We start from the raw sequence: 21,030 nt of genomic DNA on the forward strand, positions 1-21,030 counted from the left end.
CTTATTCAATTCAATTTATCAAAAGTCCAACAAAAGAGGCTATTACAAGTCGCTCACTTGGCGGATGATCAAACGCGCCCGCCGGCCGCACGGTAGGCTTCCAGTTGTTTGGCGCCCTGTTCGATGCAAATATTGTCTGCTTCCTTCTTCGACATGCTTTCAGGTTTCGCAATTGCTTCGTCCCATTGCACGCGTCCCGGAGTATAAAGTTGACACGTCACTTTCCCCTTTGATGTGTTCACTTCAACGGGTGTGCTTTCATAACTGGCCCGCACGCAGCCTGACAATACTACCGCTGCACCCAAAACCACCAAACCTGTCCGGATCATATTCTCTACCTTTCATACCAAGCTACCGATCAAGAAAGCCACGATAGACCGCAGCTTTTACTACTCATACCGATCAACAATTAAAGTCCGCTTCACCGATAACCAAATGATCCTGTTTTTCAAGCCAGTACACGAAAGTTCGGCCTAAAAGGCTGATTTCCGCACCAAATGATAGCATTTGAAACACCAGCTCTACCGAACATAGGCCAAGCGCCATTCTGTCGACCGACCAACGTCATAGTCTCGTCACTGATCTTAACAGATATCAGTTCAAGAATCATCAATCGGCTGGCACACCTCACAAGTATGGATCATGAAAATCACCGTGTTGGTAATAAGAAGACGCCGCAAACCCTGACGTTCAACCCTGATCCATTTCGGGCAGTGTTTCGGTGCCGGACAACGTTCACTCTCGCGCCTTGGTTGGTGATGTTCCGGATCATCTTAAGTCCGGCAGTTTGCACGCCAAATCGGCCACCCGACTTGAAGCCTTCAAACAGTCGCGGCACGCGCTTTGCGATATCAAGTGTGTAATCTGCAACCGGCTTGTGAATGCGAACCATCGGTATATTGAATTTCCCGTCCAGCGACCAGCTTGCCGAAAAGCACGAAACGGCCCCAGTTACGACGTGTTCGTTTCCCTGCTTCTGCATCACAACAAGGTTTTCTTGGACAAGTATCCCGCAAGTCAGCAACGGCGCATCAAGGTCGATCTGCACAACGCACCCATCCGGGCAATTTACGTTCCCTTCGACAACATCAAGACCTTGGAGGTTGGCAAGTTCGTTCAAAACCGTCGCCAGCTATTCGTCTGCAGCGGGTCGCGTATCATCACACATCTTCTGCAGGACGCAGGGCTTGTTCTGGATCAACGCAATCCGTTGCGCCATCTGCGCGGCATAAGCATCGCCCTGCACCAACCATTTTCCGGGCGCGATAGGTTGCAATCCAGGAAGGCGTGTCAGGCGAACATCTTCCCACGGGCGGATAGGCAGATGTGATTGGCATATTTCAACCATTGAAGGCTCTGACTGGCAGCGGAGGCAACTCTCTGCCTACAATCCAAAAAATGATAAAGGCTGGACCAGTTACCGACCGAATGGCAAAGCAAACCGGGCAAACAATCCAAAATGATCCGAACCCAGCCGCTCAATGCGCTGTACACTGCCATTCCCTCCGCTGACCAGTACATGATCAATCGGCACCCGCATCCAGCCTTGCATCTTTGTCAGGGTCACATGTGGCGGTCCAATCCGTTCAGTGTTGCTCACCCTCGACAGCTGGGTCAGGGCATGGCTCCAAGGCACCATGTTGAAGTCGCCTCCGATGACCATAGGGGCACCTGTTTCACTACTTGCGAGCTTCTCCAGAATTGGCGACAGCCGTGCGATATGGGCCGGTTGGCTTTTCGGCCAGGGCCAATGAAGGTGGATCGATACGACCCAGACTGGGCCTTTGGGCGTCGTCACTTGCATCGCGGCCAGCCCGTCGGCCTCGGCACAAAACCCGGTTCCGGGCACCACCGGCCAACGCGACGCCACGGCGACGCCGCCAACGGTGGCAAATGGGCAGAATTGACGCGCCTGATAGGTAACATCCAGAGGGTCGAACACCGCCATATTCGCACCGCTCACTTCTTGCAAGGTCACGAAGTCGGGGCGACGCGCAAGGATATCTGCCGCCAGCAAGCCCGGATCCTCGACCCGAAATCGCATATTCTTTTGATACAGGCTCAACCCTGTTCCGCCCGATGCACTCAGCGCGCCGCTCATCCAAAAAATCGGGCCAACCGCAACGCCTGTGGCCACGATCCCCAGCAATGCCCATTTCCGTGCCCGCGTTATCCACAGAAGAATCGCCAACAACAGAATGACCAGCGCGATTTGCGGACGAAATACGGCAAGGCTGTCCCCTGCCGGATGATAACGCCCCAAATAACCGACCCCCAACACGATAAGTGCCAGCAGTAAAAGGTTTATTATACCGCGTTTAATCATGCGCCCTTGTTACCCGGATCATTGTCGAAAGGAACATTCAATCACCACTGCGTGAGCAACGCTCCGCCGATCTTGTGAGCTAAGCCTTGGATGACCAATCTGCAAGCACGCATCTAGGGGAGTTGCCAATGAAGACCGAGAAATTCACGTTCACCGGCCATGCGGGTCATGCTTTGGCCGCGCGGCTTGATATGCCTGACGGGCCACATTTGGCAACGGCTTTGTTCGCCCATTGCTTCACCTGCAGCAAAGACATCGTCGCTGCCCGCCGGATCGCTGCCCGGCTGGCCGGGCTTGGGATTGCCGTGCTGCGGTTCGACTTCACCGGGTTGGGCCATTCAGAGGGAGAGTTCGAGAACACGCATTTCTCGTCCAATGTCGAAGATATCGTGCAGGCTGCGAAGACCCTGTCAGATCGAGACATGTCGCCCAGTCTGTTGATCGGGCATTCACTGGGTGGTGCAGCTATCCTTAAAGCTGCCAGCTTGTTGCCGGACACAAAAGCGGTCGTGACGATCGGCGCCCCGGCAGACCCTGCACATGTGGTCGAAAACTTCCGCGAAGCCCTGCCCCGCATCCGCGCCGAAGGCAGTGCCGAGGTCAGTCTAGGTGGTCGAACTTTCCGTGTTAGCGAAGATTTCATAGAAGACGTCAACACCAGCGAACTGGAAACGATTCTAGGCAAACTGAAGCCCGCGCTTCTTGTCCTACATGCCCCACGGGACGAGGTGGTTTCGATCGACAATGCCGCTCGCATCTTCATGGCTGCAAAACATCCGAAAAGTTTTATAACGCTGGACGACGCCGATCACCTGATCACACGCCCCGAAGACGCTGAATATGTAGCCGAAGTCATTGCAGCATGGGCGACAAGATATGTCGAACTGACACCACCCGCGCCGCCGCCCGGCGCCCCGGAAGGCATCGTGCGCGCCAACGAAGCCGATCCACGAGGTTTTCTACAAGACATCCAGTCCGGACCGAACCACCACGCATATGCCGATGAACCGCTGGCCTATGGAGGCACAAACAAGGGCATGTCGCCTTATGGGTTTCTGTCGGCGGGTTTGGCGGCCTGCACTTCAATGACCATCCGCATGTATGCCCGACGCAAGGGTTGGCCCCTGGATCATGTCCGTGTCGATGTCAGCCACGACAAGGTGCACGCACAGGACGCCGAAACCGGAACCCGCGACCGTGTCGATCAATTCCAACGTGAAATCTGTCTTGATGGCGTGCTTGACGCCGATCAACGAGCCCGTTTGCTCGAGATCGCCGACCGCTGCCCGGTACACCGCACGTTGGAAGGCTCCAGCAAGGTTATGACCAAGCTGGTGGACTAGCCAAAAGGCGGACGGTTCTTGACAACACTCGGCGGGGAAAGATGCGCGCAACCTGACAGGATTGCCTTTTGGCCTTGACCTGCGCCCTTCACACGTCAAAAACCCCCTTTATGAGTACAGGCAGACTTACCATTGATCTGGACGCCGTGGCTGCCAATTGGCGGGCGCTGGACGCGAAATCCGACACCGAGGTGCAAACCGCCGCGGTGGTCAAGGCCGACGCCTATGGGCTTGGCGTGGGTAAAGTGGCGCGTGCGCTTGCTGCTGCAGGGGCGCGGCGTTTCTTTGTCGCCGTTGCCGAAGAAGGGGCCGCCTTGCGCGAAGCCCTTGGGCCGGGTCCAGAAATCAGTGTCTTTGCAGGGCACATGGCCGGCGACACCGACATGATCCATGATCTGGGCCTTGTGCCCATGCTGAACTCTGTCGACCAACTGACCCGCCATTTCGAATCCCTGCCCGGCCACCCGTTCGGCATTCAGCTGGATACCGGTATGAACCGGCTGGGGATGGAACCACCCGAATGGGCCACCCTGCGCGATTTGATCTTATCGCAGAACCCGCGCCTGATCATGAGCCATCTGGCCTGCGCGGACGAGCCCATGCACCTGATGAACCGCCAACAGCTTGATACCTTCCACGAAATGACCGAGGGCGTGGATGTGCCGCGCAGCCTGTCTGCGACCGGGGGCATCCTGATGGGGGCAGATTATCATTTCGACCTGACCCGCCCGGGCATCGGCCTATATGGCGGCCTGCCCTTTGACAGTGCAGAGCCAGTTGTGACGCTTGACCTTCCCGTGGTGCAGATCCGCGATCTGGCAATAGGCGAAAGCGTTGGATATTCTAATACTTGGGTCGCTGAGCACGCAACCCGTGTGGCCACCGTCAGCGGTGGCTATGCCGATGGGATCACGCGGCATATCTCGAACAAAGCAGTAATGTTTCATCTAGACACGCCCTGCCCGATCCTGGGCCGCGTGTCGATGGACTTAATTTCCGTGGATGTTAGCCACTTGAAGGAAGAGCCCAAAGCACTAACCCTTTTGGGCGCGCACCAAACCCCGGACGATTTGGCTGACGTGGGCGGAACGATCGGCTATGAAGTGCTGACACAGCTTGGCGCACGCTATGCGCGATACTATGCACGAGGTCGCGGATGAAGCCGATCACATACCCTCTGGCGGCTCTTGGCCGTGCCACGCTGGGTTTTTTGGCTATGGTGGGTCGTGTGGCGATTTTCGCGGGCCAGTCACTCAGCCATATCGTGCGCCCTCCCTATTATCCGCGCGAGTTTCTGAACGCGCTTTTGAATATTGGCTATTTCAGCCTGCCCGTGGTGGGCCTGACAGCGATCTTCACCGGCGCGGCCCTTGCCCTGCAAATCTATTCCGGCGGGCAACGCTTCTCGGCCGAGGCTGTGGTGCCGCAGATCGTTGCCATCGGCATGGTGCGCGAACTTGGCCCGGTGTTGGTGGGCCTGATGATTGCCGCGCGGGTGACATCTTCGATCGCCGCTGAAATCGCGACCATGAAAGTGACCGAGCAGATCGACGCCCTTGTCACCCTATCCACCCACCCGATGAAATACCTCACCGCGCCGCGCGTACTGGCCGCGATCCTTGTCGTCCCGGCCCTTGTCGGGATCGGGGACATCATCGGCATCATGGGCGGCTATATCGTCGGCACCAAGCAACTGGGCTTCGCGCCGGGCGCCTATATCAACAACACGTGGAACTTCCTTGAAACCGCTGACATCGTGTCGTCCCTTGTGAAAGGCGCGGTTTTCGGGTTCATAGCCGCCGTGATGGGCTGCTATCACGGGATGAATTCCGGACGCGGCGCGCAGGGTGTGGGCCGCGCCACCAAAACCTCGGTGGAGGCCGCTGCGATCCTGATCCTTGCCGCCAACTTCCTTCTCACCAGCTTTTTCTTTGCCACATGATTGAACTGACAGACGTCCATAAAAGTTTCGGCCCCAAGAAGGTGCTGGCAGGTGTGAATCTGACCATTCCGCGCGGCGAAAGCATGGTGGTGATCGGGGGGTCCGGCACCGGGAAATCCGTGCTTCTGAAATGTGTTCTGGGTCTGATGACGCAGGACAGCGGTACGATCACGCTGGACGGCGAAGACACGCAGAAAGCAGAACGCGACGCGTTTCTGGCCAGGTTCGGGATGCTGTTCCAAGGCGGCGCGCTGTTTGACAGCCTACCGGTCTGGCAAAACGTCGCCTTCCGCCTGCTGCGCGGCTCACTGGCCCGTCCCTGGCCCGAGGCACGCGAGATCGCGGTCGAGAAGCTGCGCCGCGTCGGCCTGACCCCGGACGTGGCCGACCTGTTCCCCGCCGAACTGTCAGGGGGGATGCAAAAACGCGTCGGCCTTGCCCGCGCCATCGCCGCCGAACCTGAAATCATCTTCTTTGACGAGCCCACCACCGGCCTTGACCCCATCATGTCCGGCGTCATCAACGACCTGATCCGCGAGATTGTCGTCGAAATGGGCGCCACCGCCATGACCATCACCCACGACATGTCCTCGGTCCGCGTGATCGCCGACAAGGTGGCGATGCTGCACGGGGGAAAGGTGCAGTGGACGGGTCCGGTCGGAGAAATGGACGCCTCGGGCGATCCCTATCTGACGCAGTTCATTTCGGGCAGTGCCGAGGGACCGATCGAAGCGGTGCGGTAGCCACTCCCTTCGCCCGGAGTTTCTCTTTAATGCTCGCCATCCCGGACATCGCATAGCAATGCTCAAATACCTAAACCTCGCCCTCCTCATCGCCTTCCCGATCGCGTGGTTCGCCCCGCTTATGCGGGCAGGCCTCAACCTGCCGCTCTTCGGCCTCAAGGAAGTCAGCGTGATCTCGGGCCTGCAGGCGCTGTGGGACACGGACGTGATCCTTGCCCTTCTCGTCACCTTTTTCGCGGTCTTCGCGCCGATCATGAAGGTGTTGGGGCTGGCGCTCATCCAATTCGGCATGATGCGCCGCAAGATGCTGTCCATCTTCAATGTGTTGGGCAAACTGGCGATGGCCGATATCTTCCTGATCGCGCTATACATCGTGATCGTGAAGGGTGTCGGCATGGCGAAGATCGAGACGGGCTGGGGGCTGTATCTGTTTACGGCCTGCATCCTGACCTCCATCGCGATCAGCTTCGCAACGGCCAAACGCCAGAGGGCCTGAGACCTCTTGCAAGCCCTCGAACGGTCAGGCAAAAAGCCGCATGGCAAAAGCTCCGAAAACCTTCACCTGTAACGTCTGCGGCGCGTCCTCGTCCAAATGGTCGGGGCGGTGCGAAGGCTGCGGCGCGTGGAACACGATTGTCGAGGACGCACCGCTCAGCGCGGGACCTGCATCGAAATCACTGGGCGGCAAACGTGGCGCTGCCATCACGCTGACCGACCTGTCCACGGAAGAAGCCCCGCCGCCGCGCACCGAATGCGGAATGGCCGAGCTTGACCGGGTTTTGGGCGGTGGGCTGGTCCCCGGCTCGGCCATACTGGTGGGTGGTGACCCCGGCATCGGCAAATCCACCTTGCTTCTGCAAGCCGCTGCAAAGTTTGCCCGCGCTGGTCTGCCCACGATCTATGTCTCGGGCGAAGAAGCGTCGGCCCAAGTACGGATGCGCGCGCAACGGCTGGGGTTGACTGACGCCCCCGTTCGGCTGGCCGCCGAGACCAATCTGCGCGACATCATGACGACGCTGGATTCGGAACGCCCGGCGCTGGCGATAATCGATTCCATCCAGACTATGTGGGCCGATCATGTGGACAGCGCACCGGGGTCGGTCAGCCAAGTTCGAACCGCCGCCCACGAGCTGACAACCTTTGCCAAAAAACGCGGCATTTCGGTCGTTCTGGTCGGCCACGTCACCAAGGATGGTCAGATCGCTGGCCCGCGTGTTGTTGAACATATGGTCGACACGGTGCTCTATTTCGAAGGCGAGCGCGGCCACCAGTTCCGCATCCTGCGCGCCGTTAAGAACCGCTTTGGCCCGGCTGATGAGATCGGCGTGTTCGAGATGACAGGCAAAGGCTTGGCCGAAGTTCTGAACCCCTCGGCCCTGTTCTTGTCCGACCGCGAAGACCCCGCCCCCGGCTCGGTCGTCTTTGCAGGCATCGAAGGCACGCGCCCTGTGCTGGTCGAATTTCAGGCCCTTGTCGCGCCCTCCTCCCTCAGCCAACCACGGCGGTCGGTTCTGGGTTGGGACAGCGGGCGTTTGGCAATGATCCTGGCGGTCCTTGAAGCCCGGTGCGGCATTCCCTTCGCGGGGCTGGATGTCTATCTAAACGTCGCAGGCGGCATGAAAATAACCGAACCCGCTGCGGACCTTGCTGTGGCGGCGGCGCTACTTTCCGCGCGCGAGGACGCCGCAATTCCGAAAGAGACTGTGGTTTTTGGCGAAATCAGTCTATCAGGGGCTTTGCGCCCCGTGGGACAGACCGAAAACCGGTTGAAAGAAGCGCAAAAACTTGGTTTTACAGCCGCAATTGCGCCCACGCGCAGCAAGACAGGTTCGGGTTCCGGACTGAAGATACAGAAAATGGCGGACCTGACCAGGTTCGTTGGTGAGATTTTCGGGGCCGGTTAGCCCCACAGACAGGGACGGTCGCAAGCAGTGCTTGAGCCGAAGTGAGACGACATGGAAGGCTTTACCTTGATTGACGGGATCGTTGCGGCGGTCATCCTGATTTCGGCCATTCTGGCCTATTCGCGTGGGTTCGTGCGCGAAGGCATGTCCATCCTCGGGTGGATCGCTGCGGCCATTCTGGCCTATATATTCGCGCCCCGCGCCCTGCCGCTGGTCAAGGAAATCCCGGTTCTGAAAGACTTCATCGCTGACAGTTGCGAACTGTCGATGATCGCGGCCTTCGCAGGGGTCTTCGCCTTGGCGCTGGTGATCGTGTCGATCTTCACGCCGCTTTTCTCCTCTGCCGTGCAACGTTCCGCACTTGGGGGCTTGGATCAGGCACTTGGCTTTATTTTCGGCGTCGCGCGCGGCTTGCTTCTGGTTGCCATTGCGCTGGTTGTCTATGACCGCATCGTGACCACGGACACGATTGCCATGGTCGATGACAGCCGCACAGCGAAAATCTTTGCCCGCACACAGGACAAGATCAACGAACAGATCCCCGAGGACGCCCCCGGTTGGATCGTCGGCAAATACGAAGAGCTTGTCGGTGCTTGCACGTCAACGTCGCTTTGAGCGGACAGTTGTAGATGTCGCAGTAACAGCCAGCTAATTTGCTGCTAATCTGACAAAAACCTCGTAATATGTTCTAACGCGCGCGCCCATTCAGGGTCACGTGGCAGCGGAATATGATTTGCACTGTCCAGCATCATTAACTGGCTGTCAGGAATGTGCGTCGCGATGTCCTGAGCTTCGGATAATGGATTCACCGCATCCTTTTGTGCATGGACAATCAAGACAGGTACATCGACAAGGCTCGCCAGGTCTGTGACATCGAATGATGCGATTGCACGTCGATAAGCAACCGCCATTTCGGCACTGGCCGATGCAAACTGGATCTCCGCCAAGCTCTCGCGTTCCGCGCGTGTCGATTCAGGCATATAGAACGCATAGAATGATTGCATGAATGGGCTGCCTGAATCCCCCCACCCATTGTGAAGCAGCGCAAGAAACGCATCTGTCATGGATGGTGCGCTGTCTCTGCGCCTATCAGCACCTCGCAAGAATCCCGACAAAAGCACGATACGCCGGACGCGTTCTGGATAGCGAACAGCAAAAGCGATCGAGACCGGCACATTTTGTGACGCGGCGACAATGTCGACCTGTTGCTCGCCGCTGGCTTGAAGCACCACAAGCATGTCTTCGACAAACCGGTCAAGGCTCAGGTCACTCACATTTCGAGTCGAAAGCCCCGTGCCACGCACATCGTATCGCAGCAATCGCCGCCCCTGATTTAGATGAGCCAACAGCGGTGCCCAAACATGATTCTTTAGGTCAAGTTCCAGATGGGTCAACCAATGCCCGCCACGTAGCAAGGCGGGTTGCCCATCATGAGAAGCCCCCGACGAAGCCCATGCCAAGCCAGTTCCATCAAGACTTTTGGTCATATGAACGTCCTGCTCGATTGCAGGGACCTCTAGTTCAACTGTTTCCTGTCCACCACTGCGTACCGTCTGCGCCAATTGAAATCCGACACCCGTCACCGTTCGAATGACATTCTGTGCGCGACCATCATCGCCAACAGCCTGACGCGCGGCATGAACACGGGCACTAATTGCGGAATCCGAGACAATCCGCCCGTTCCACACGGCGTCGATGATGGCATCACGATCAAGCACCCTGCCCTTGGCTGCTGCCAATGCCACAAGAAGACTAAACACTTGTGGCTCGACATGCACAACACAACCTGCCCGGCGCAGAATTCGCCGTTCAACATCCAGGTCGCAGTCTGAAAAGGAAAGGTGCATGCATATAGCAGACGTCAGCACAGCGCCAATCTCAAGAAAATTCTGCCGATCTTTAGAAATCTCAAGACAATCACAAGCCGCCCTTCAAGCAAACCACCTTCTTGCACGGCAAGATCAGTGAAAGGCACACACGAAGAGGAGGCTATAATGGACGATCCTGTCAAACGCATTGCAAACGGCGCAATCGATACCGATCACTACATCCGCAAAGCGCACGAAATTCGGGCGACCGAAACCATTTCGAAGCTTGCCGCGATACGTCGCTGGGCGACATCTTCCAAACATCGACGCTCGGACCGATATCATCGGACGTATCACCCCAAGAAGCGCTTTGTCTGAGAAATCCCGCCTTGTTCTGTGATAGTTTAATGACAGATCGGCACGCTTAGATTAAGAGGGGGCCAACGCCACGGAATCGGAGCCGCTGCCCATGTCCGACATCTCGTCTGCTGCCAACAAGTCGATGCCCCCCGCACATCCTTTTGATGACGATAAGCTCAAGGAAGAATGTGGTGTCTTTGGCGTCATTGGGCTTGCAGAAGCGGCGAACTTTGTGGCGTTGGGCCTGCATGCGCTGCAACACCGTGGGCAGGAAGCGGGTGGCATTGTCTGCCATGACCCGGAACAAGGATTCAATTCTGCCCGCCGGTTCGGCTATGTGCGTGACAATTTCACCAAGACCAGCGTGATGGAAACCCTGCCCGGCCCTCTGGCCATCGGGCATGTGCGCTATTCCACCGCCGGATCCAAAGGTGCCGTCATTCGCGACGTGCAACCTTTCTTTGGCGAGTTTTCGATGGGTGGTGCGGCCATTGCCCACAATGGCAACATCACCAATGCAAATGCGCTTCGCAAAGAACTCATCGAACGCGGGTCGATCTTTCAAAGCTCATCCGATAGTGAATGCATCATCCATCTGATGGCGCGCTCGCTTCAACGCAACATCCCCGAACGGATGGAAGACGCGCTGCGCAGGGTTGAAGGCGCGTTTTCCGTCGTCGCCATGACCCGCACCAAGCTGATGGGCGTGCGCGACCCGCACGGGGTGCGACCGCTGGTTCTGGGCCGCCTGGGCGAAGGCTGGGTGCTGAGCTCGGAAAGCTGTGCGTTGGATATCATCGGCGCGGAACTGGTGCGCGAGATTGAACCTGGAGAGATGGTCGTCATCTCGAATGGTAATGTGGAAAGCAGCTTCCCATTCCGTCCGCGCCCATCGAAGTTCTGCATCTTCGAACACGTCTATTTCTCGCGCCCCGACAGCATTATTGGCGGCAAATCAGTCTATGAGACACGCCGCCAGATCGGTGTGGAACTGGCCCGTGAAAACCCGGTGGATGCCGATCTGGTCTGTCCGGTGCCCGACAGCGGTACGCCTGCGGCCATCGGGTATAGCCAAGAAAGCGGCATTCCCTATGCGATGGGGATCATCCGCAACCAATATATGGGCCGGACTTTCATCGAGCCAACCGAGCAAATCCGCGACATGGGCGTGCGCTTGAAGCTGAACGTGAACCGCGCGCTGATCCGGGGTAAGCGGGTCATACTGGTTGATGACAGCGTTGTGCGTGGCACGACCACGCGCAAGATCAAGGATATGTTTCTGGACGCGGGCGCCGCCGAGGTGCATTTCCGCATCGCCTCCCCTCCGACCGCATGGCCCTGCTTCTATGGTGTGGACACGCCGGAACGCGAAAAACTTCTAGCCGCCACAATGAGCGAAGAAGAGATGCGCGAGCATCTGAAAGTGGACAGCCTGAAATTCATCTCGCTCGATGGATTGTATCGCGCTGTTGGCGAAGCAACGGGTCGCAAGAAAGACTGCCCGCAGTATTGTGATGCGTGTTTCTCGGGCGAATACCCCGTGACGCCCTCGGATCAGATCGAAAAAGGGTTCGCACTGAAAGCGGCGGAGTGATAATCACAGTTCTTGAAGAACTGTCGGAATATCGATCTCATAGGAAAAATGATATCGCCTGAGTAACTTTCTGGGCAACTGAGCGAAGCGAACCCAAGCCGGTACATTGGTCGCAGCCAAACTTGGAATGACTTTCAAGTTGATGTCCAGATTGGCAGCAGCCATGTCCAGCCATGGTCCTTCCATTCGCGGCGGGCGCAACTCTATTACCTTTGCTTGAGGGGCCAGAAAGCAAATATTGGCAAGAGCTGCTCCTGTTGATCCAATCAACACACGAGCGGTGCGCATCGCGTCGATTTGCTCTCGCACAGACATTTTCTGCGGACGTAGTACCCGAACCCCCCGATTGGAAAGCTCCGTTTCGAGTTTTTGTTCGTTTACAAGAACTCGTCCATAGTAACCCCTTCTGGAAAAGTATACGGCGTCTGCCCCCAATGACTTCGGTCGTTCAAATTTCATCGCCAAAGAACGGAACAGTCCATCATTTCTGTGCAAATAATGGTTCATACTCGTCAGCCAAATGACTTCTTCGAAGTGAACTTCGCTAACAGTCTTTTCATACGCATTTGAAGTCAGTCCGGCAGTTTCGACCAATTCGTGTTGCCAGGAATTCAGCCCCGCCGCAATCGGATGAAAACTTTTGTCCAAGCCACTCTCGGACAGAAAATTCAATCCAGTCAGTGCATCAAAAATGAAATGTCCATAATTTTTCTCCGACGCAGGACATAGCCAAAGGGCGCCTTTTCTTACTTTCAAGATTTTTCCAGGCTTCTGAATGTCGCGAAGGCCTGAAAGGCTTGCCGGAACACGCCCGTCTTCCAACACCATGCGCCCAGATTGGACATGCCAGATTGCATTTTTAGCCCAGTTGAGTCGCACGTCTCCAACTAAGCCAATCGGTGTTTCTCTTACCGGCTCTACAATGTCCTGAGCACAGTTGCCGCCGATTTTGTTCCCCGCAATCAACTTATCTGTCAATCCTTCCAGGATCGGAGACAGTGAAGCGTCGGGCGTTATGGAATTTTTCATTTCTTTCGAGTGTATTATTAAGTACTGCTCGCTATCATCCCATAATCCAAGGGTCAATGCGCCCAGCCTTGTTCATTTTGAACAGGCTTGTTAAGTGATTGTCCAGACGCGAATACTGGCTATAGGCTCTCACACACATGAACAATAAAATCGCCCTTGTCACCGGTGCCTCGCGCGGCCTTGGCGCTGCCATTGCGCTGGAACTTTCCAAGACCCATCATGTTGTTGCAGTTGGTCGCACGACGGGTGCACTGGAAGAACTGGACGACAAGATCAAGGCGCAAGGTGGGTCAGCCACGTTGGCCCCCATGGACATCACCAACCGGGACGCCATGGCACATCTGTGCCGGTCGATCCATGATCGTTGGGGACCGATAGATGTCTGGGCGCACACGGCGATCTATGGTCCGGCGCTGATGCCCACGCCCGATCTGGACGACAAGGGATGGACGCAGGCGATGAACACCAATGTCGAAGCCACGCGCAACCTGATCTTCATGGTAAACGCGCTGATGACCGATGACAGCACCGCCATTTTCTTTGCCGATGATCACGCGGGCGAAAAATTCTTTGCCGGCTATGGTGCGACTAAGGCTGCACAGATGGCACTTGTGCGCAGTTGGGCCGCAGAGAATACAAAGCTTGGACCGCGGGTGATAATTGCAGAGCCGAAACCGCTGGCCACAACGATGCGCACGCGTTTCTTTCCTGGTGAAGACCGCAGCAAACTGGCACTTGTTGAAGACGAAGCCAAACGCATTCTCTCCGAGGCAGGATTTACCTAAGTTTCGGCTGATGGCCAACTTGATCTGACAACCAATCTGCGGATGATGGATCTATGTCCCAAAGACAATCCACGTCCAACGACTTAAGCCGCAGATATGATGAAGTCGCACCAAAATGGCATGCGTCCATTATGAAGCTTGGCTACGATGACGCCTATACCCTACTGGTAAGCGCCTTACCGCAACCTGCAACATCGCTTCACGTGCTGGACGTGGGATGTGGTTCAGGCGCGTTTGCACAGGCGTTTCTGACTGCCGGTCTGCACCAGACGAAACACATACATCTGCTTGATCCATCGCGGGAGATGCTGAACCGCGCCCGCACTCTTTTGACCCCCTACAACGTGCCGATGACATGTCACCAGGCTGGAATAGGAACCAGTTCCATCAAGAGTGGGGGCATCGACACCCTGCTTTGCGCCCACGTGATTGAACATGTGGACGACCCAATCGGCGCATTAAAGTGGATTCGCAGCTGTCTGTCTTCGGGTGGGCAGCTGGCACTTTCGGTCAGCAAGCCCCATTGGTGTACCGCCATACTTAGGTGGAAATGGGGTCACAAAGCTTATCATCCCCATCAGGTCGAGTCCTTGTTGCGTGGGGCTGGATTTACACGGATCACCCCGGTTCCATTTCTGAAAGGGCCCCCGTCGCGCACATCAATGGGTTATGTCGCCTCTTGAACACGTTTGAAGACCGGCCCGGTGAGAAACTAGAAACCGTTTGCTGCAAGGCTGTGCCTGCCCTATTGAATGAAAAAGATTTTTAGGAAAACGGGTTGTCCATGCGCATTCTCATCACCAATGACGACGGGATCAACGCGCCGGGTCTGAAAGTTGCCGAAGCGATCGCGCAAGAGGTCGCACAGGAACTTGCAGGTGAACGAGCCGAGATCTGGACCGTCGCCCCAGCCTTTGAACAGTCGGGGGTTGGGCATTGTATCTCATACACGCATCCCTTCATGATCGCTGAACACAGTCCGCGTCGATTTGCCGCCGAAGGCAGCCCTGCCGATTGCGTGATTGCGGCGCTTTATGACGTCATGCCAGAACGCCCCGATTTGGTGATTTCCGGCGTCAACCGGGGCAACAACTCGGCTGAAAACGCACTTTACTCCGGCACACTTGGCGCTGCGATGGAGGCTGCCCTGCAAGGTCTGCCCGCCATTGCCCTGTCGCAATATATGGGCCATGGAACCAAAGGCCTGGTTAATATGTTCGATGCGGCGGCGGCATACGGTGGTGATGTGGTGCGTCGCTTGTTGGCCGATGCACCTTGGGATCACGGTTCTGATTACCGTCTGTTCTATAACGTGAACTTCCCCCCTGTCGGGTCGGATCAAGTCAAAGGCATCAAGGCGGCCCCGCAAGGCTGGAGAAATGATGCATTTTTCAAGATAGAAGCGCAGAACAGCCCTTCGGGCCGCAAGTTTCTGTGGATCAAAGGTGGACCGCAAGCCAACCGCGCAGCCCCCAACATGGACGTGACCCATAATCTGGATGGCTATGTCTCGGTGACTCCAATGCGTGCCGATCTTACAGCCCATGACCATCTGGTAAGTTTGGGAGCGTTATTTGAATGAGCGAGACGGGCGTCACAGACGCGGAACGCAAGATGCAGTTCCTGTTTGCCCTGCGTTCAAAGGGCGTGACGAACCCGCGTGTCCTGTCGGCCATGGAAGAAATAGACCGCGGCCCCTTCGTGCGCGGCCTGTTCGCCGAACGTGCTTACGAAGATATGCCGCTGCCGATATCCTGCGGGCAGACGATCTCACAGCCTTCCGTGGTTGGCTTGATGACGCAGGCCGCACAGATCAGCCCGCGTGACAAGGTGCTCGAAGTTGGCACCGGGTCGGGCTATCAGGCGGCGATCCTGTCGCGGCTCGCACGCCGGGTCTATACGGTCGATCGTCACCACAAGCTGGTACGCGCTGCCCGCGATCTGTTCGAGGCAATGGACCTGCATAACATTACCACCATCACCGGTGATGGATCGCGCGGCTTGCCCGATCAGGCACCGTTCGACCGCATAATTGTGACCGCCGCCGCCGAGGATCCCCCCGGACCCCTCTTGGCGCAGCTTGCCATTGGCGGTATCATGATTGTGCCGGTGGGCCAGTCCGACGCGGTGCAAAGCCTGATCAAGGTAACGCGCAGCGAAGACGGGTTTGACTATGACGAACTTCTGCCGGTGCGTTTCGTGCCCCTTTTGGAAGGGTTGGGGCAGGACTGACGCGCGCAAGACAGACCGGGACGCCGGGAACATGGGGCCATGCCCCGCACAGCAGTGAAAAGACCCGACAACAGGGTCACAACCAGAGCCTGACAACAGGCCAATGGATTGAGGAACGAGCAATGCCACTTTCATGCACGACTGAAACCCGTGCGCGCCGCACAATGCGGTGTCGCCCCATGCGCTCTACCGCCCTGGTTGGGCTTCTGGTGGGACTGACCGCCTGTGACAGCCCCTTCGACATGGATATGCGGCGGTTTGCCCCCGGCGGCCTGTCAACAACTGAAGCCGCACAAGGGGCCACAACAACAGCGCGCCCCAAAGCAGACGCACGTGGCGTGATCTCTTACCCCAGTTATCAAGTGGCTGTGGCCAAGCGCGGCGACACTGTCGCACAGGTTGCAAGCCGCATCGGCATGGCCCCGGCAGAACTGGGCCGCTATAACGGTATCGCTGTCGACGCCCGCCTGCGCGAAGGCGAAGTGCTGGCCCTGCCGCGCCGCGTGGCCGAACCGGCTACCGGGGTAATAACACCAAGCGACGATATCGACATCACGACACTGGCAGGCGACGCCATTGACCGTGCAGATGGCACATCGGCCAAACCAGCCGCCACCGTCACATCAGGTGAGCAACCCACCCGCCACCAAGTGAAACGTGGCGAAACCGCCTATTCCATCGCACGCAACTATGGTGTGTCGGTCCGTGCCTTGGCCGATTGGAACGGTCTTGGCTCAAGCCTGACCGTGCGCGAAGGTCAGTTCTTGATGATACCGGTAAAAGTCGATGCACCCGTTCAGACCGCCAGCGTCACACAACCTGGGCAAGGCTCTGCAGCGCCCATTCCGCCTTCATCGGCGAAGCCCTTGCCCAAAGATGAAGCGGTCCCTGAAAAGGTGACTGCCCCAGCGTCGCCCAAGCTGGAAGAAACCCGCACGCCTGCCAGCACAGCCCGCATGTCGCTGCCGGTTGCAGGGAAAGTCACCAGTTTGTTTGACGCCGAAAAGGCCGGCTACATTCTGGTGTCCGCCAAGCCCGGCGACCCCGTTAAAGCCGCGGCCAATGGCACGGTGCGCTTGGTGTCCAAAGATGTCGAGGGGGAAGAGATCGTGGTAATCGACCACGGCAACGGCACCCAAAGCGCCTATAGCTTCGTTCAGGGAATCAAAGTGAAGAAGGGCCAATCGGTGAAACGTGGCCAGCAAATCGCGTCTGCATCAAAGAACCAGTACAACGCGATTCAGTTCCTTGTCTTCAAGGGGACCGAACCGGTCGACCCAATGCCTTACCTGCAGTAAGACAGAGCAGATAGTGACATCAGGGGCGGCCAATCGGTCGCCCCTGATACGTTGAGGGCTACAGCGTGATGCGGAACAGAGCGAAGCCGCTGTCGGACATACCTGCCTCTTCAATCGCCACACGCGGCACATTGGCAACGTGTTTGGCGGCGGCGGGTCCGGTTTCGAACAGCACACTGGTGTTCTCCATCGGTGCAAAGGTCCAGTTTCCGTCCGCTTTCGGATTGATTGTGCCTTTTTCAACGATGTAACGCACTAGCACATCACGGTTGGTGTCCGGCCCTTCGAAGATCGTCGTATCACCGCCTGCGCCGGGGAAATGCCCACCACCACCAGCGCGGTAATTATTAGTCGCAATGATGAATTCCTGATCCTCATCAATTGGTTGTCCATCAAACTGCAAGTTGACGATCCGGTGGGCATCGGATGCGATTACCTCACCATCTTTATTGTAACGTGCTGGTTGGCTCAGGTCGATTTGATATGTGACACCATCAATGACATCGAAATTGTAAGATGGCATCTCGGGGTTCAGCAGCACCGCATCTTGTGCCCCCGGTTCGATCTGGTTGAAGATCGTGGCCGAGCGTTCCAGCCATTCGCGCACTGTCGCACCGTTGATCCGTACCGCCCTTACAGTGTTGGGATAAAGATACAGGTCGGCCACGTTCTTGATCGCGACATCACCGACCTCAACATCGGTATAGTAATCCGGGCCGCCGCGTCCCCCCGCCTTGAATGGTGCAGCCGCAGACAAGATCGGCAGACCTTCATTCTCGGTCCCTTTCATCATCTGTTCGATATACCAGATCTGAGCATTCGACACGATCTGGACAGAGGGGTCATCGGCAACCAACGCGAAATAGGAATGTAGCGGGGCATCGGTCTTGCCCACCGCGCGGCGTACATATTCCAGCGTCTCATCATGCTCTTTCTGTACAGACGCCAGCACGGCGGCATCGCTTTCGACCAGCGCCGTGATTGAGCGGTCTTCGCCGCGCTTGTAGATCGGGCGTGCCTCGCAACTGTGCGACACCACGCGCCACGCGCCGCCATCATGTTCCAGCATCAGGTCGATCAGACCCATATGCGAGCCCCAGAACCCGCCCATCACAGCCGGAATCCCCATCAGAGTGCCCGCTTCGACATCCGCGCCAGCAAAATCAGCGTAGGTATCAGAGGGGAACACAAGATGGGAATGACCCGTCAGCACAGCGTCGATCCCTTCGACCGCCGCCAGAGGGATCGAGGCATTCTCCATCCCATCACTATGCTCAGCCGCACCGATACCAGAGTGTGACAACGCAATGATCAGATCAGCCCCTTCCTCACGCATCTGCGGGACATAGGCGCGCGCGGCTTCAACGATGTCACGGGCCATCACGTTGCCTTCCAGATGGCGCCGGTCCCAGTTCATGATCTGGGGCGGTACGAAGCCGATGAACCCGATGCGAATGGGCTGCACGGTGCCCCCGCCATTGGTGATTTCGCGGTCCACGATCACATAGGGCGGCAGCAGGGTTTCATCTTCGCGCGGTGAAGCACCCAGCTTTTTCGCGACGTTGGCGCACACGATGGGGAAGCCCGCTCCAGCCACGGATTTCATCAGGAAATCAAGTCCATAGTTAAACTCGTGATTGCCCAGCGTTGACGCGTCAAATCCCAGTGTGTTCATCGCGTTAATGACCGGATGGGTGTCGCCATCTTTCATCCCGCGCTCATAGGCGATGTAGTCGCCCATCGGGTTGCCTTGCAGGAAATCTCCGTTGTCCAGCAAGAGCGAGTTCGTCGCCTCGGCCCGTATTTCACCAATCAAGGACGCGGTGCGCGCCAGCCCGACCGTATCAACCTCGCGGTCGGCATAATAGTCATAGGGAAAGACGTGAACATGCAGGTCCGTCGTCTCCATGATCCGCAAATGCGCCTGATTTTGCGACGCTTGGACGGAATAGGGATGCAAGGCAATAAACCCTGCTGTACCGGCCAGAAAGCCGCGACGCGATAGGGTAAGAGACATGGGAACCTCCGCTATAGGACGAATTTGGAAACAGGCTAGGTTGGTATCATGACAGCGAAATGACCCGTTTGGCAAATTTTGACGACCCAAACGGCAGCGCCCCGCCGGTCAATCGACACAACGGGGCGCTTTTAATTTATGTTTCCAATGCCTTGCAGTCCGCTATTCGTCTGCCCGGCCTTTGCCCAAATGCTTGCGCAACCGTGACGGCGTCGACTTCTTGCGGTTTTTGTAGGGGTTCTGCTCACCCTGCCCGCGCATCGTCAGCCGGATCGGTGTGCCCGGCATGTCAAAATCCTCGCGCAGCCCATTGACCAGATAACGGCTATAACTTTCTGGCAGTTTCTCTGGTAACGAGCACATGACCACAAAACCCGGCGGACGGGTCTTCACCTGTGTCATATAGCGCAGTTTAATCCGACGTCCGCCCGGTGCGGGCGGCGGGTGGGCCGAGATCATTTCGGCCAGCCAACCGTTCAACTGCGCGGTTTTTACCCGGCGGTTCCAGATCTCATGGGCGCGCATGACGGCGGCTTGCAGGCGCTCTAATCCCTTACCCGTTTTCGCGGAAATGGTGACCAGCGGGGCACCGCGCAACTGTGGCAACAGCCGGTCAAACGCTTCTTTCAGTTCTTTGAGCTTGGCCTGCTTTTCAGGCTCGGCGTCCCATTTGTTGACCGCGACGACCACCGCGCGGCCTTCGCGTTCGGCCAAGTCCGCGATGCGCAAATCCTGTTGTTCAAACGGGATGGCAGCATCCAAAAGCACCACCACAACTTCGGCAAACTTCACGGCGCGCAACCCGTCCGAGACTGACAGTTTTTCAATCTTTTCCTGCACCTTTGCGCGTTTGCGCATCCCGGCAGTGTCAAAGATGCGCGTCGGCACCCCGCCCCAATCGAACCGCTGCGAAATCGCATCACGGGTGATTCCGGCTTCCGGCCCTGTCAGCAGACGTTCTTCTCCGATCAACTTGTTGATCAACGTGGACTTACCCGCGTTGGGGCGTCCGATTACGGCCACCTGCAAGGGTTTGTCCTGAGTCGGCACGCGCGGGCCATCATCCGCGTCCTCGTCAAAATCAACATCCGTTTCAGGGGCTATTTCGGCGGCACGTTTTTCGAATTTTTCCGCGATCGGGCGCAGCACATCCATCAGCTCGCCCATACCCTCGCCATGTTCGCCCGATAGGCGGATCGGCTCGCCCAGCCCAAGAGAGAAGGCTTCCAGATACCCGGCCTCTCCGGCCTTGCCTTCGGATTTGTTGGCGGCAAGGATCACATGCGCGTTTTTGCGGCGCAGGATGTCGGCAAACACCTCGTCAGAGGGTAGAATACCAGCGCGCGCATCAACCAGAAACAGGCAAGCGTCGGCCATCTCGACCGCCCGTTCAGTCAGGCGGCGCATTCTGCCCTGAAGGCTTTCATCGGTGGCTTCTTCCAGCCCTGCACTGTCGATCACGGTAAAACGCAGATCGCCCAGCCGTGCCTCGCCTTCGCGCAGATCGCGTGTCACGCCGGGCTGGTCGTCGACCAACGCAAGGCGTTTGCCAACCAAGCGGTTGAACAGCGTGGATTTGCCCACATTCGGGCGCCCCACGATGGCAAGGGTGAAGCTCATATCGGTCTCCGGGTCACGTCAAGCGCCCC

Annotated in this window: 21 protein-coding genes; 15 read left to right on the top strand and 6 right to left on the bottom strand. The window is 57.3% G+C overall.

All coding sequences use genetic code 11. The annotated features are described in order from the left end of the window. Positions 1–68: 68 nt before the first annotated feature. Positions 69–329, bottom strand: a complete 261-nt coding sequence (locus MWU51_RS08090) for a hypothetical protein (RefSeq protein ID WP_247036220.1) — start codon at positions 327–329, stop codon at positions 69–71. A 668-nt stretch (positions 330–997) separates the two neighbouring features. On the opposite strand from MWU51_RS08090, the gene MWU51_RS08095 reads away from it, so the two are divergent. Continuing rightward, complete coding sequence (locus tag MWU51_RS08095) at positions 998–1,330, top strand: hypothetical protein (protein ID WP_247036221.1); 333 nt, start codon at positions 998–1,000, stop codon at positions 1,328–1,330. Between the two features lie 87 nt (positions 1,331–1,417). Here the strand turns inward: MWU51_RS08095 and MWU51_RS08100 are convergent, their stop codons facing one another. Continuing rightward, positions 1,418–2,326 (bottom strand): endonuclease/exonuclease/phosphatase family protein, encoded by a 909-nt coding sequence (locus MWU51_RS08100; RefSeq protein WP_247036223.1) that lies wholly within the window; start codon positions 2,324–2,326, stop codon positions 1,418–1,420. 128 nt (positions 2,327–2,454) lie between these two features. Here MWU51_RS08100 and MWU51_RS08105 point away from each other — a divergent pair, with 128 nt between their 5' ends. The 7 genes from MWU51_RS08105 (at position 2,455) to MWU51_RS08135 (ending at position 8,873) form a co-directional block, all read left to right on the top strand. Further along, on the top strand, positions 2,455–3,669 hold the full coding sequence (locus MWU51_RS08105) for a bifunctional alpha/beta hydrolase/OsmC family protein (RefSeq protein ID WP_247036225.1): 1,215 nt from the start codon (positions 2,455–2,457) through the stop codon (positions 3,667–3,669). A 110-nt stretch (positions 3,670–3,779) separates the two neighbouring features. Further along, positions 3,780–4,829: an alanine racemase gene (alr, locus tag MWU51_RS08110; protein WP_247036227.1), complete on the top strand. Its 1,050-nt coding sequence runs from the start codon at positions 3,780–3,782 to the stop codon at positions 4,827–4,829. After that, positions 4,826–5,611 carry an ABC transporter permease gene (locus tag MWU51_RS08115; protein ID WP_247036229.1) on the top strand — a complete coding sequence of 262 codons (786 nt, stop codon included), beginning with the start codon at positions 4,826–4,828 and terminating at the stop codon, positions 5,609–5,611. Before alr ends, MWU51_RS08115 begins: the two co-directional genes overlap by 4 nt. Then, positions 5,608–6,354, top strand: a complete 747-nt coding sequence (locus MWU51_RS08120) for an ATP-binding cassette domain-containing protein (RefSeq protein WP_247036231.1) — start codon at positions 5,608–5,610, stop codon at positions 6,352–6,354. Before MWU51_RS08115 ends, MWU51_RS08120 begins: the two co-directional genes overlap by 4 nt. Before the next feature lie 58 nt (positions 6,355–6,412). Next, positions 6,413–6,850, top strand: coding sequence for a paraquat-inducible protein A (locus tag MWU51_RS08125; RefSeq protein WP_247036233.1), 438 nt, complete (start codon positions 6,413–6,415; stop codon positions 6,848–6,850). Positions 6,851–6,890: 40 nt separating this feature from the next. Beyond that, on the top strand, positions 6,891–8,258 hold the full coding sequence (gene radA / locus MWU51_RS08130) for a DNA repair protein RadA (protein ID WP_247036235.1): 1,368 nt from the start codon (positions 6,891–6,893) through the stop codon (positions 8,256–8,258). A gap of 51 nt (positions 8,259–8,309) precedes the next feature. Continuing rightward, on the top strand, positions 8,310–8,873 hold the full coding sequence (locus MWU51_RS08135) for a CvpA family protein (RefSeq protein WP_247036237.1): 564 nt from the start codon (positions 8,310–8,312) through the stop codon (positions 8,871–8,873). 44 nt (positions 8,874–8,917) lie between these two features. Here the strand turns inward: MWU51_RS08135 and MWU51_RS08140 are convergent, their stop codons facing one another. Then, complete coding sequence (locus MWU51_RS08140) at positions 8,918–10,105, bottom strand: alpha/beta fold hydrolase (RefSeq protein ID WP_281502655.1); 1,188 nt, start codon at positions 10,103–10,105, stop codon at positions 8,918–8,920. A gap of 147 nt (positions 10,106–10,252) precedes the next feature. Here MWU51_RS08140 and MWU51_RS08145 point away from each other — a divergent pair, with 147 nt between their 5' ends. Together MWU51_RS08145 and purF are read left to right on the top strand one after the other, a co-directional pair. After that, the gene (locus tag MWU51_RS08145) at positions 10,253–10,444 is read left to right on the top strand and encodes a hypothetical protein (protein WP_247036241.1); all 192 of its coding nucleotides are present in this window, start codon (positions 10,253–10,255) and stop codon (positions 10,442–10,444) included. 124 nt (positions 10,445–10,568) lie between these two features. After that, positions 10,569–12,020: an amidophosphoribosyltransferase gene (purF, locus tag MWU51_RS08150; protein ID WP_247038775.1), complete on the top strand. Its 1,452-nt coding sequence runs from the start codon at positions 10,569–10,571 to the stop codon at positions 12,018–12,020. A 3-nt stretch (positions 12,021–12,023) separates the two neighbouring features. Here purF and MWU51_RS08155 read toward each other — a convergent pair whose 3' ends face one another. Beyond that, the gene (locus MWU51_RS08155) at positions 12,024–13,106 is read right to left on the bottom strand and encodes a glycosyltransferase 61 family protein (protein ID WP_247036243.1); all 1,083 of its coding nucleotides are present in this window, start codon (positions 13,104–13,106) and stop codon (positions 12,024–12,026) included. 80 nt (positions 13,107–13,186) lie between these two features. Here MWU51_RS08155 and MWU51_RS08160 point away from each other — a divergent pair, with 80 nt between their 5' ends. From MWU51_RS08160 to MWU51_RS08180, 5 genes are all read left to right on the top strand, one after another. Continuing rightward, positions 13,187–13,834, top strand: coding sequence for an SDR family oxidoreductase (locus MWU51_RS08160; protein WP_247036245.1), 648 nt, complete (start codon positions 13,187–13,189; stop codon positions 13,832–13,834). Positions 13,835–13,965: 131 nt separating this feature from the next. Continuing rightward, positions 13,966–14,517: a class I SAM-dependent methyltransferase gene (locus MWU51_RS08165; RefSeq protein ID WP_247036247.1), complete on the top strand. Its 552-nt coding sequence runs from the start codon at positions 13,966–13,968 to the stop codon at positions 14,515–14,517. Between the two features lie 101 nt (positions 14,518–14,618). Beyond that, a complete protein-coding gene (gene surE, locus MWU51_RS08170) occupies positions 14,619–15,416 on the top strand; it encodes a 5'/3'-nucleotidase SurE (RefSeq protein WP_247036249.1) in 798 nt (265 codons plus the stop codon). After that, positions 15,413–16,066 (top strand): protein-L-isoaspartate(D-aspartate) O-methyltransferase, encoded by a 654-nt coding sequence (locus MWU51_RS08175; protein ID WP_247036252.1) that lies wholly within the window; start codon positions 15,413–15,415, stop codon positions 16,064–16,066. Before surE ends, MWU51_RS08175 begins: the two co-directional genes overlap by 4 nt. 179 nt (positions 16,067–16,245) lie before the next feature. Further along, the gene (locus MWU51_RS08180) at positions 16,246–17,364 is read left to right on the top strand and encodes a LysM peptidoglycan-binding domain-containing protein (protein WP_247036253.1); all 1,119 of its coding nucleotides are present in this window, start codon (positions 16,246–16,248) and stop codon (positions 17,362–17,364) included. Between the two features lie 58 nt (positions 17,365–17,422). Here MWU51_RS08180 and MWU51_RS08185 read toward each other — a convergent pair whose 3' ends face one another. Both MWU51_RS08185 and der read right to left on the bottom strand, forming a co-directional pair. Next, positions 17,423–19,381: a bifunctional 2',3'-cyclic-nucleotide 2'-phosphodiesterase/3'-nucleotidase gene (locus MWU51_RS08185; protein WP_247036254.1), complete on the bottom strand. Its 1,959-nt coding sequence runs from the start codon at positions 19,379–19,381 to the stop codon at positions 17,423–17,425. A gap of 162 nt (positions 19,382–19,543) precedes the next feature. Then, entirely contained in the window at positions 19,544–21,001 is a 1,458-nt protein-coding gene (der, locus tag MWU51_RS08190) for a ribosome biogenesis GTPase Der (protein ID WP_247036255.1), read from the bottom strand. Positions 21,002–21,030 lie beyond the last annotated feature (29 nt).

Origin of the sequence: Aliiroseovarius sp. F47248L (assembly GCF_023016085.1) — a bacterium.
In the GTDB taxonomy this organism is placed as follows: Bacteria; Pseudomonadota; Alphaproteobacteria; order Rhodobacterales; family Rhodobacteraceae; genus Aliiroseovarius.

What these genes read in the sequence shown, in the direction of transcription:
- MWU51_RS08135 (WP_247036237.1), top strand. Translation starts at nt 8,310, where the DNA reads ATGGAAGGCTTTACCTTGATTGACGGGATCGTTGCGGCGGTCATCCTG.
- MWU51_RS08165 (WP_247036247.1), top strand. Translation starts at nt 13,966, where the DNA reads ATGAAGCTTGGCTACGATGACGCCTATACCCTACTGGTAAGCGCCTTA.
- MWU51_RS08185 (WP_247036254.1), bottom strand. Translation starts at nt 19,381, where the DNA reads ATGTCTCTTACCCTATCGCGTCGCGGCTTTCTGGCCGGTACAGCAGGG.
- MWU51_RS08090 (WP_247036220.1), bottom strand. Translation starts at nt 329, where the DNA reads ATGATCCGGACAGGTTTGGTGGTTTTGGGTGCAGCGGTAGTATTGTCA.
- MWU51_RS08175 (WP_247036252.1), top strand. Translation starts at nt 15,413, where the DNA reads ATGAGCGAGACGGGCGTCACAGACGCGGAACGCAAGATGCAGTTCCTG.
- MWU51_RS08145 (WP_247036241.1), top strand. Translation starts at nt 10,253, where the DNA reads ATGGACGATCCTGTCAAACGCATTGCAAACGGCGCAATCGATACCGAT.
- MWU51_RS08160 (WP_247036245.1), top strand. Translation starts at nt 13,187, where the DNA reads ATGAACAATAAAATCGCCCTTGTCACCGGTGCCTCGCGCGGCCTTGGC.
- MWU51_RS08180 (WP_247036253.1), top strand. Translation starts at nt 16,246, where the DNA reads ATGCGCTCTACCGCCCTGGTTGGGCTTCTGGTGGGACTGACCGCCTGT.
- der (WP_247036255.1), bottom strand. Translation starts at nt 21,001, where the DNA reads ATGAGCTTCACCCTTGCCATCGTGGGGCGCCCGAATGTGGGCAAATCC.
- radA (WP_247036235.1), top strand. Translation starts at nt 6,891, where the DNA reads ATGGCAAAAGCTCCGAAAACCTTCACCTGTAACGTCTGCGGCGCGTCC.
- MWU51_RS08140 (WP_281502655.1), bottom strand. Translation starts at nt 10,105, where the DNA reads ATGCACCTTTCCTTTTCAGACTGCGACCTGGATGTTGAACGGCGAATT.
- MWU51_RS08115 (WP_247036229.1), top strand. Translation starts at nt 4,826, where the DNA reads ATGAAGCCGATCACATACCCTCTGGCGGCTCTTGGCCGTGCCACGCTG.
- MWU51_RS08105 (WP_247036225.1), top strand. Translation starts at nt 2,455, where the DNA reads ATGAAGACCGAGAAATTCACGTTCACCGGCCATGCGGGTCATGCTTTG.
- alr (WP_247036227.1), top strand. Translation starts at nt 3,780, where the DNA reads ATGAGTACAGGCAGACTTACCATTGATCTGGACGCCGTGGCTGCCAAT.
- surE (WP_247036249.1), top strand. Translation starts at nt 14,619, where the DNA reads ATGCGCATTCTCATCACCAATGACGACGGGATCAACGCGCCGGGTCTG.
- MWU51_RS08120 (WP_247036231.1), top strand. Translation starts at nt 5,608, where the DNA reads ATGATTGAACTGACAGACGTCCATAAAAGTTTCGGCCCCAAGAAGGTG.
- MWU51_RS08125 (WP_247036233.1), top strand. Translation starts at nt 6,413, where the DNA reads ATGCTCAAATACCTAAACCTCGCCCTCCTCATCGCCTTCCCGATCGCG.
- purF (WP_247038775.1), top strand. Translation starts at nt 10,569, where the DNA reads ATGCCCCCCGCACATCCTTTTGATGACGATAAGCTCAAGGAAGAATGT.
- MWU51_RS08100 (WP_247036223.1), bottom strand. Translation starts at nt 2,326, where the DNA reads ATGATTAAACGCGGTATAATAAACCTTTTACTGCTGGCACTTATCGTG.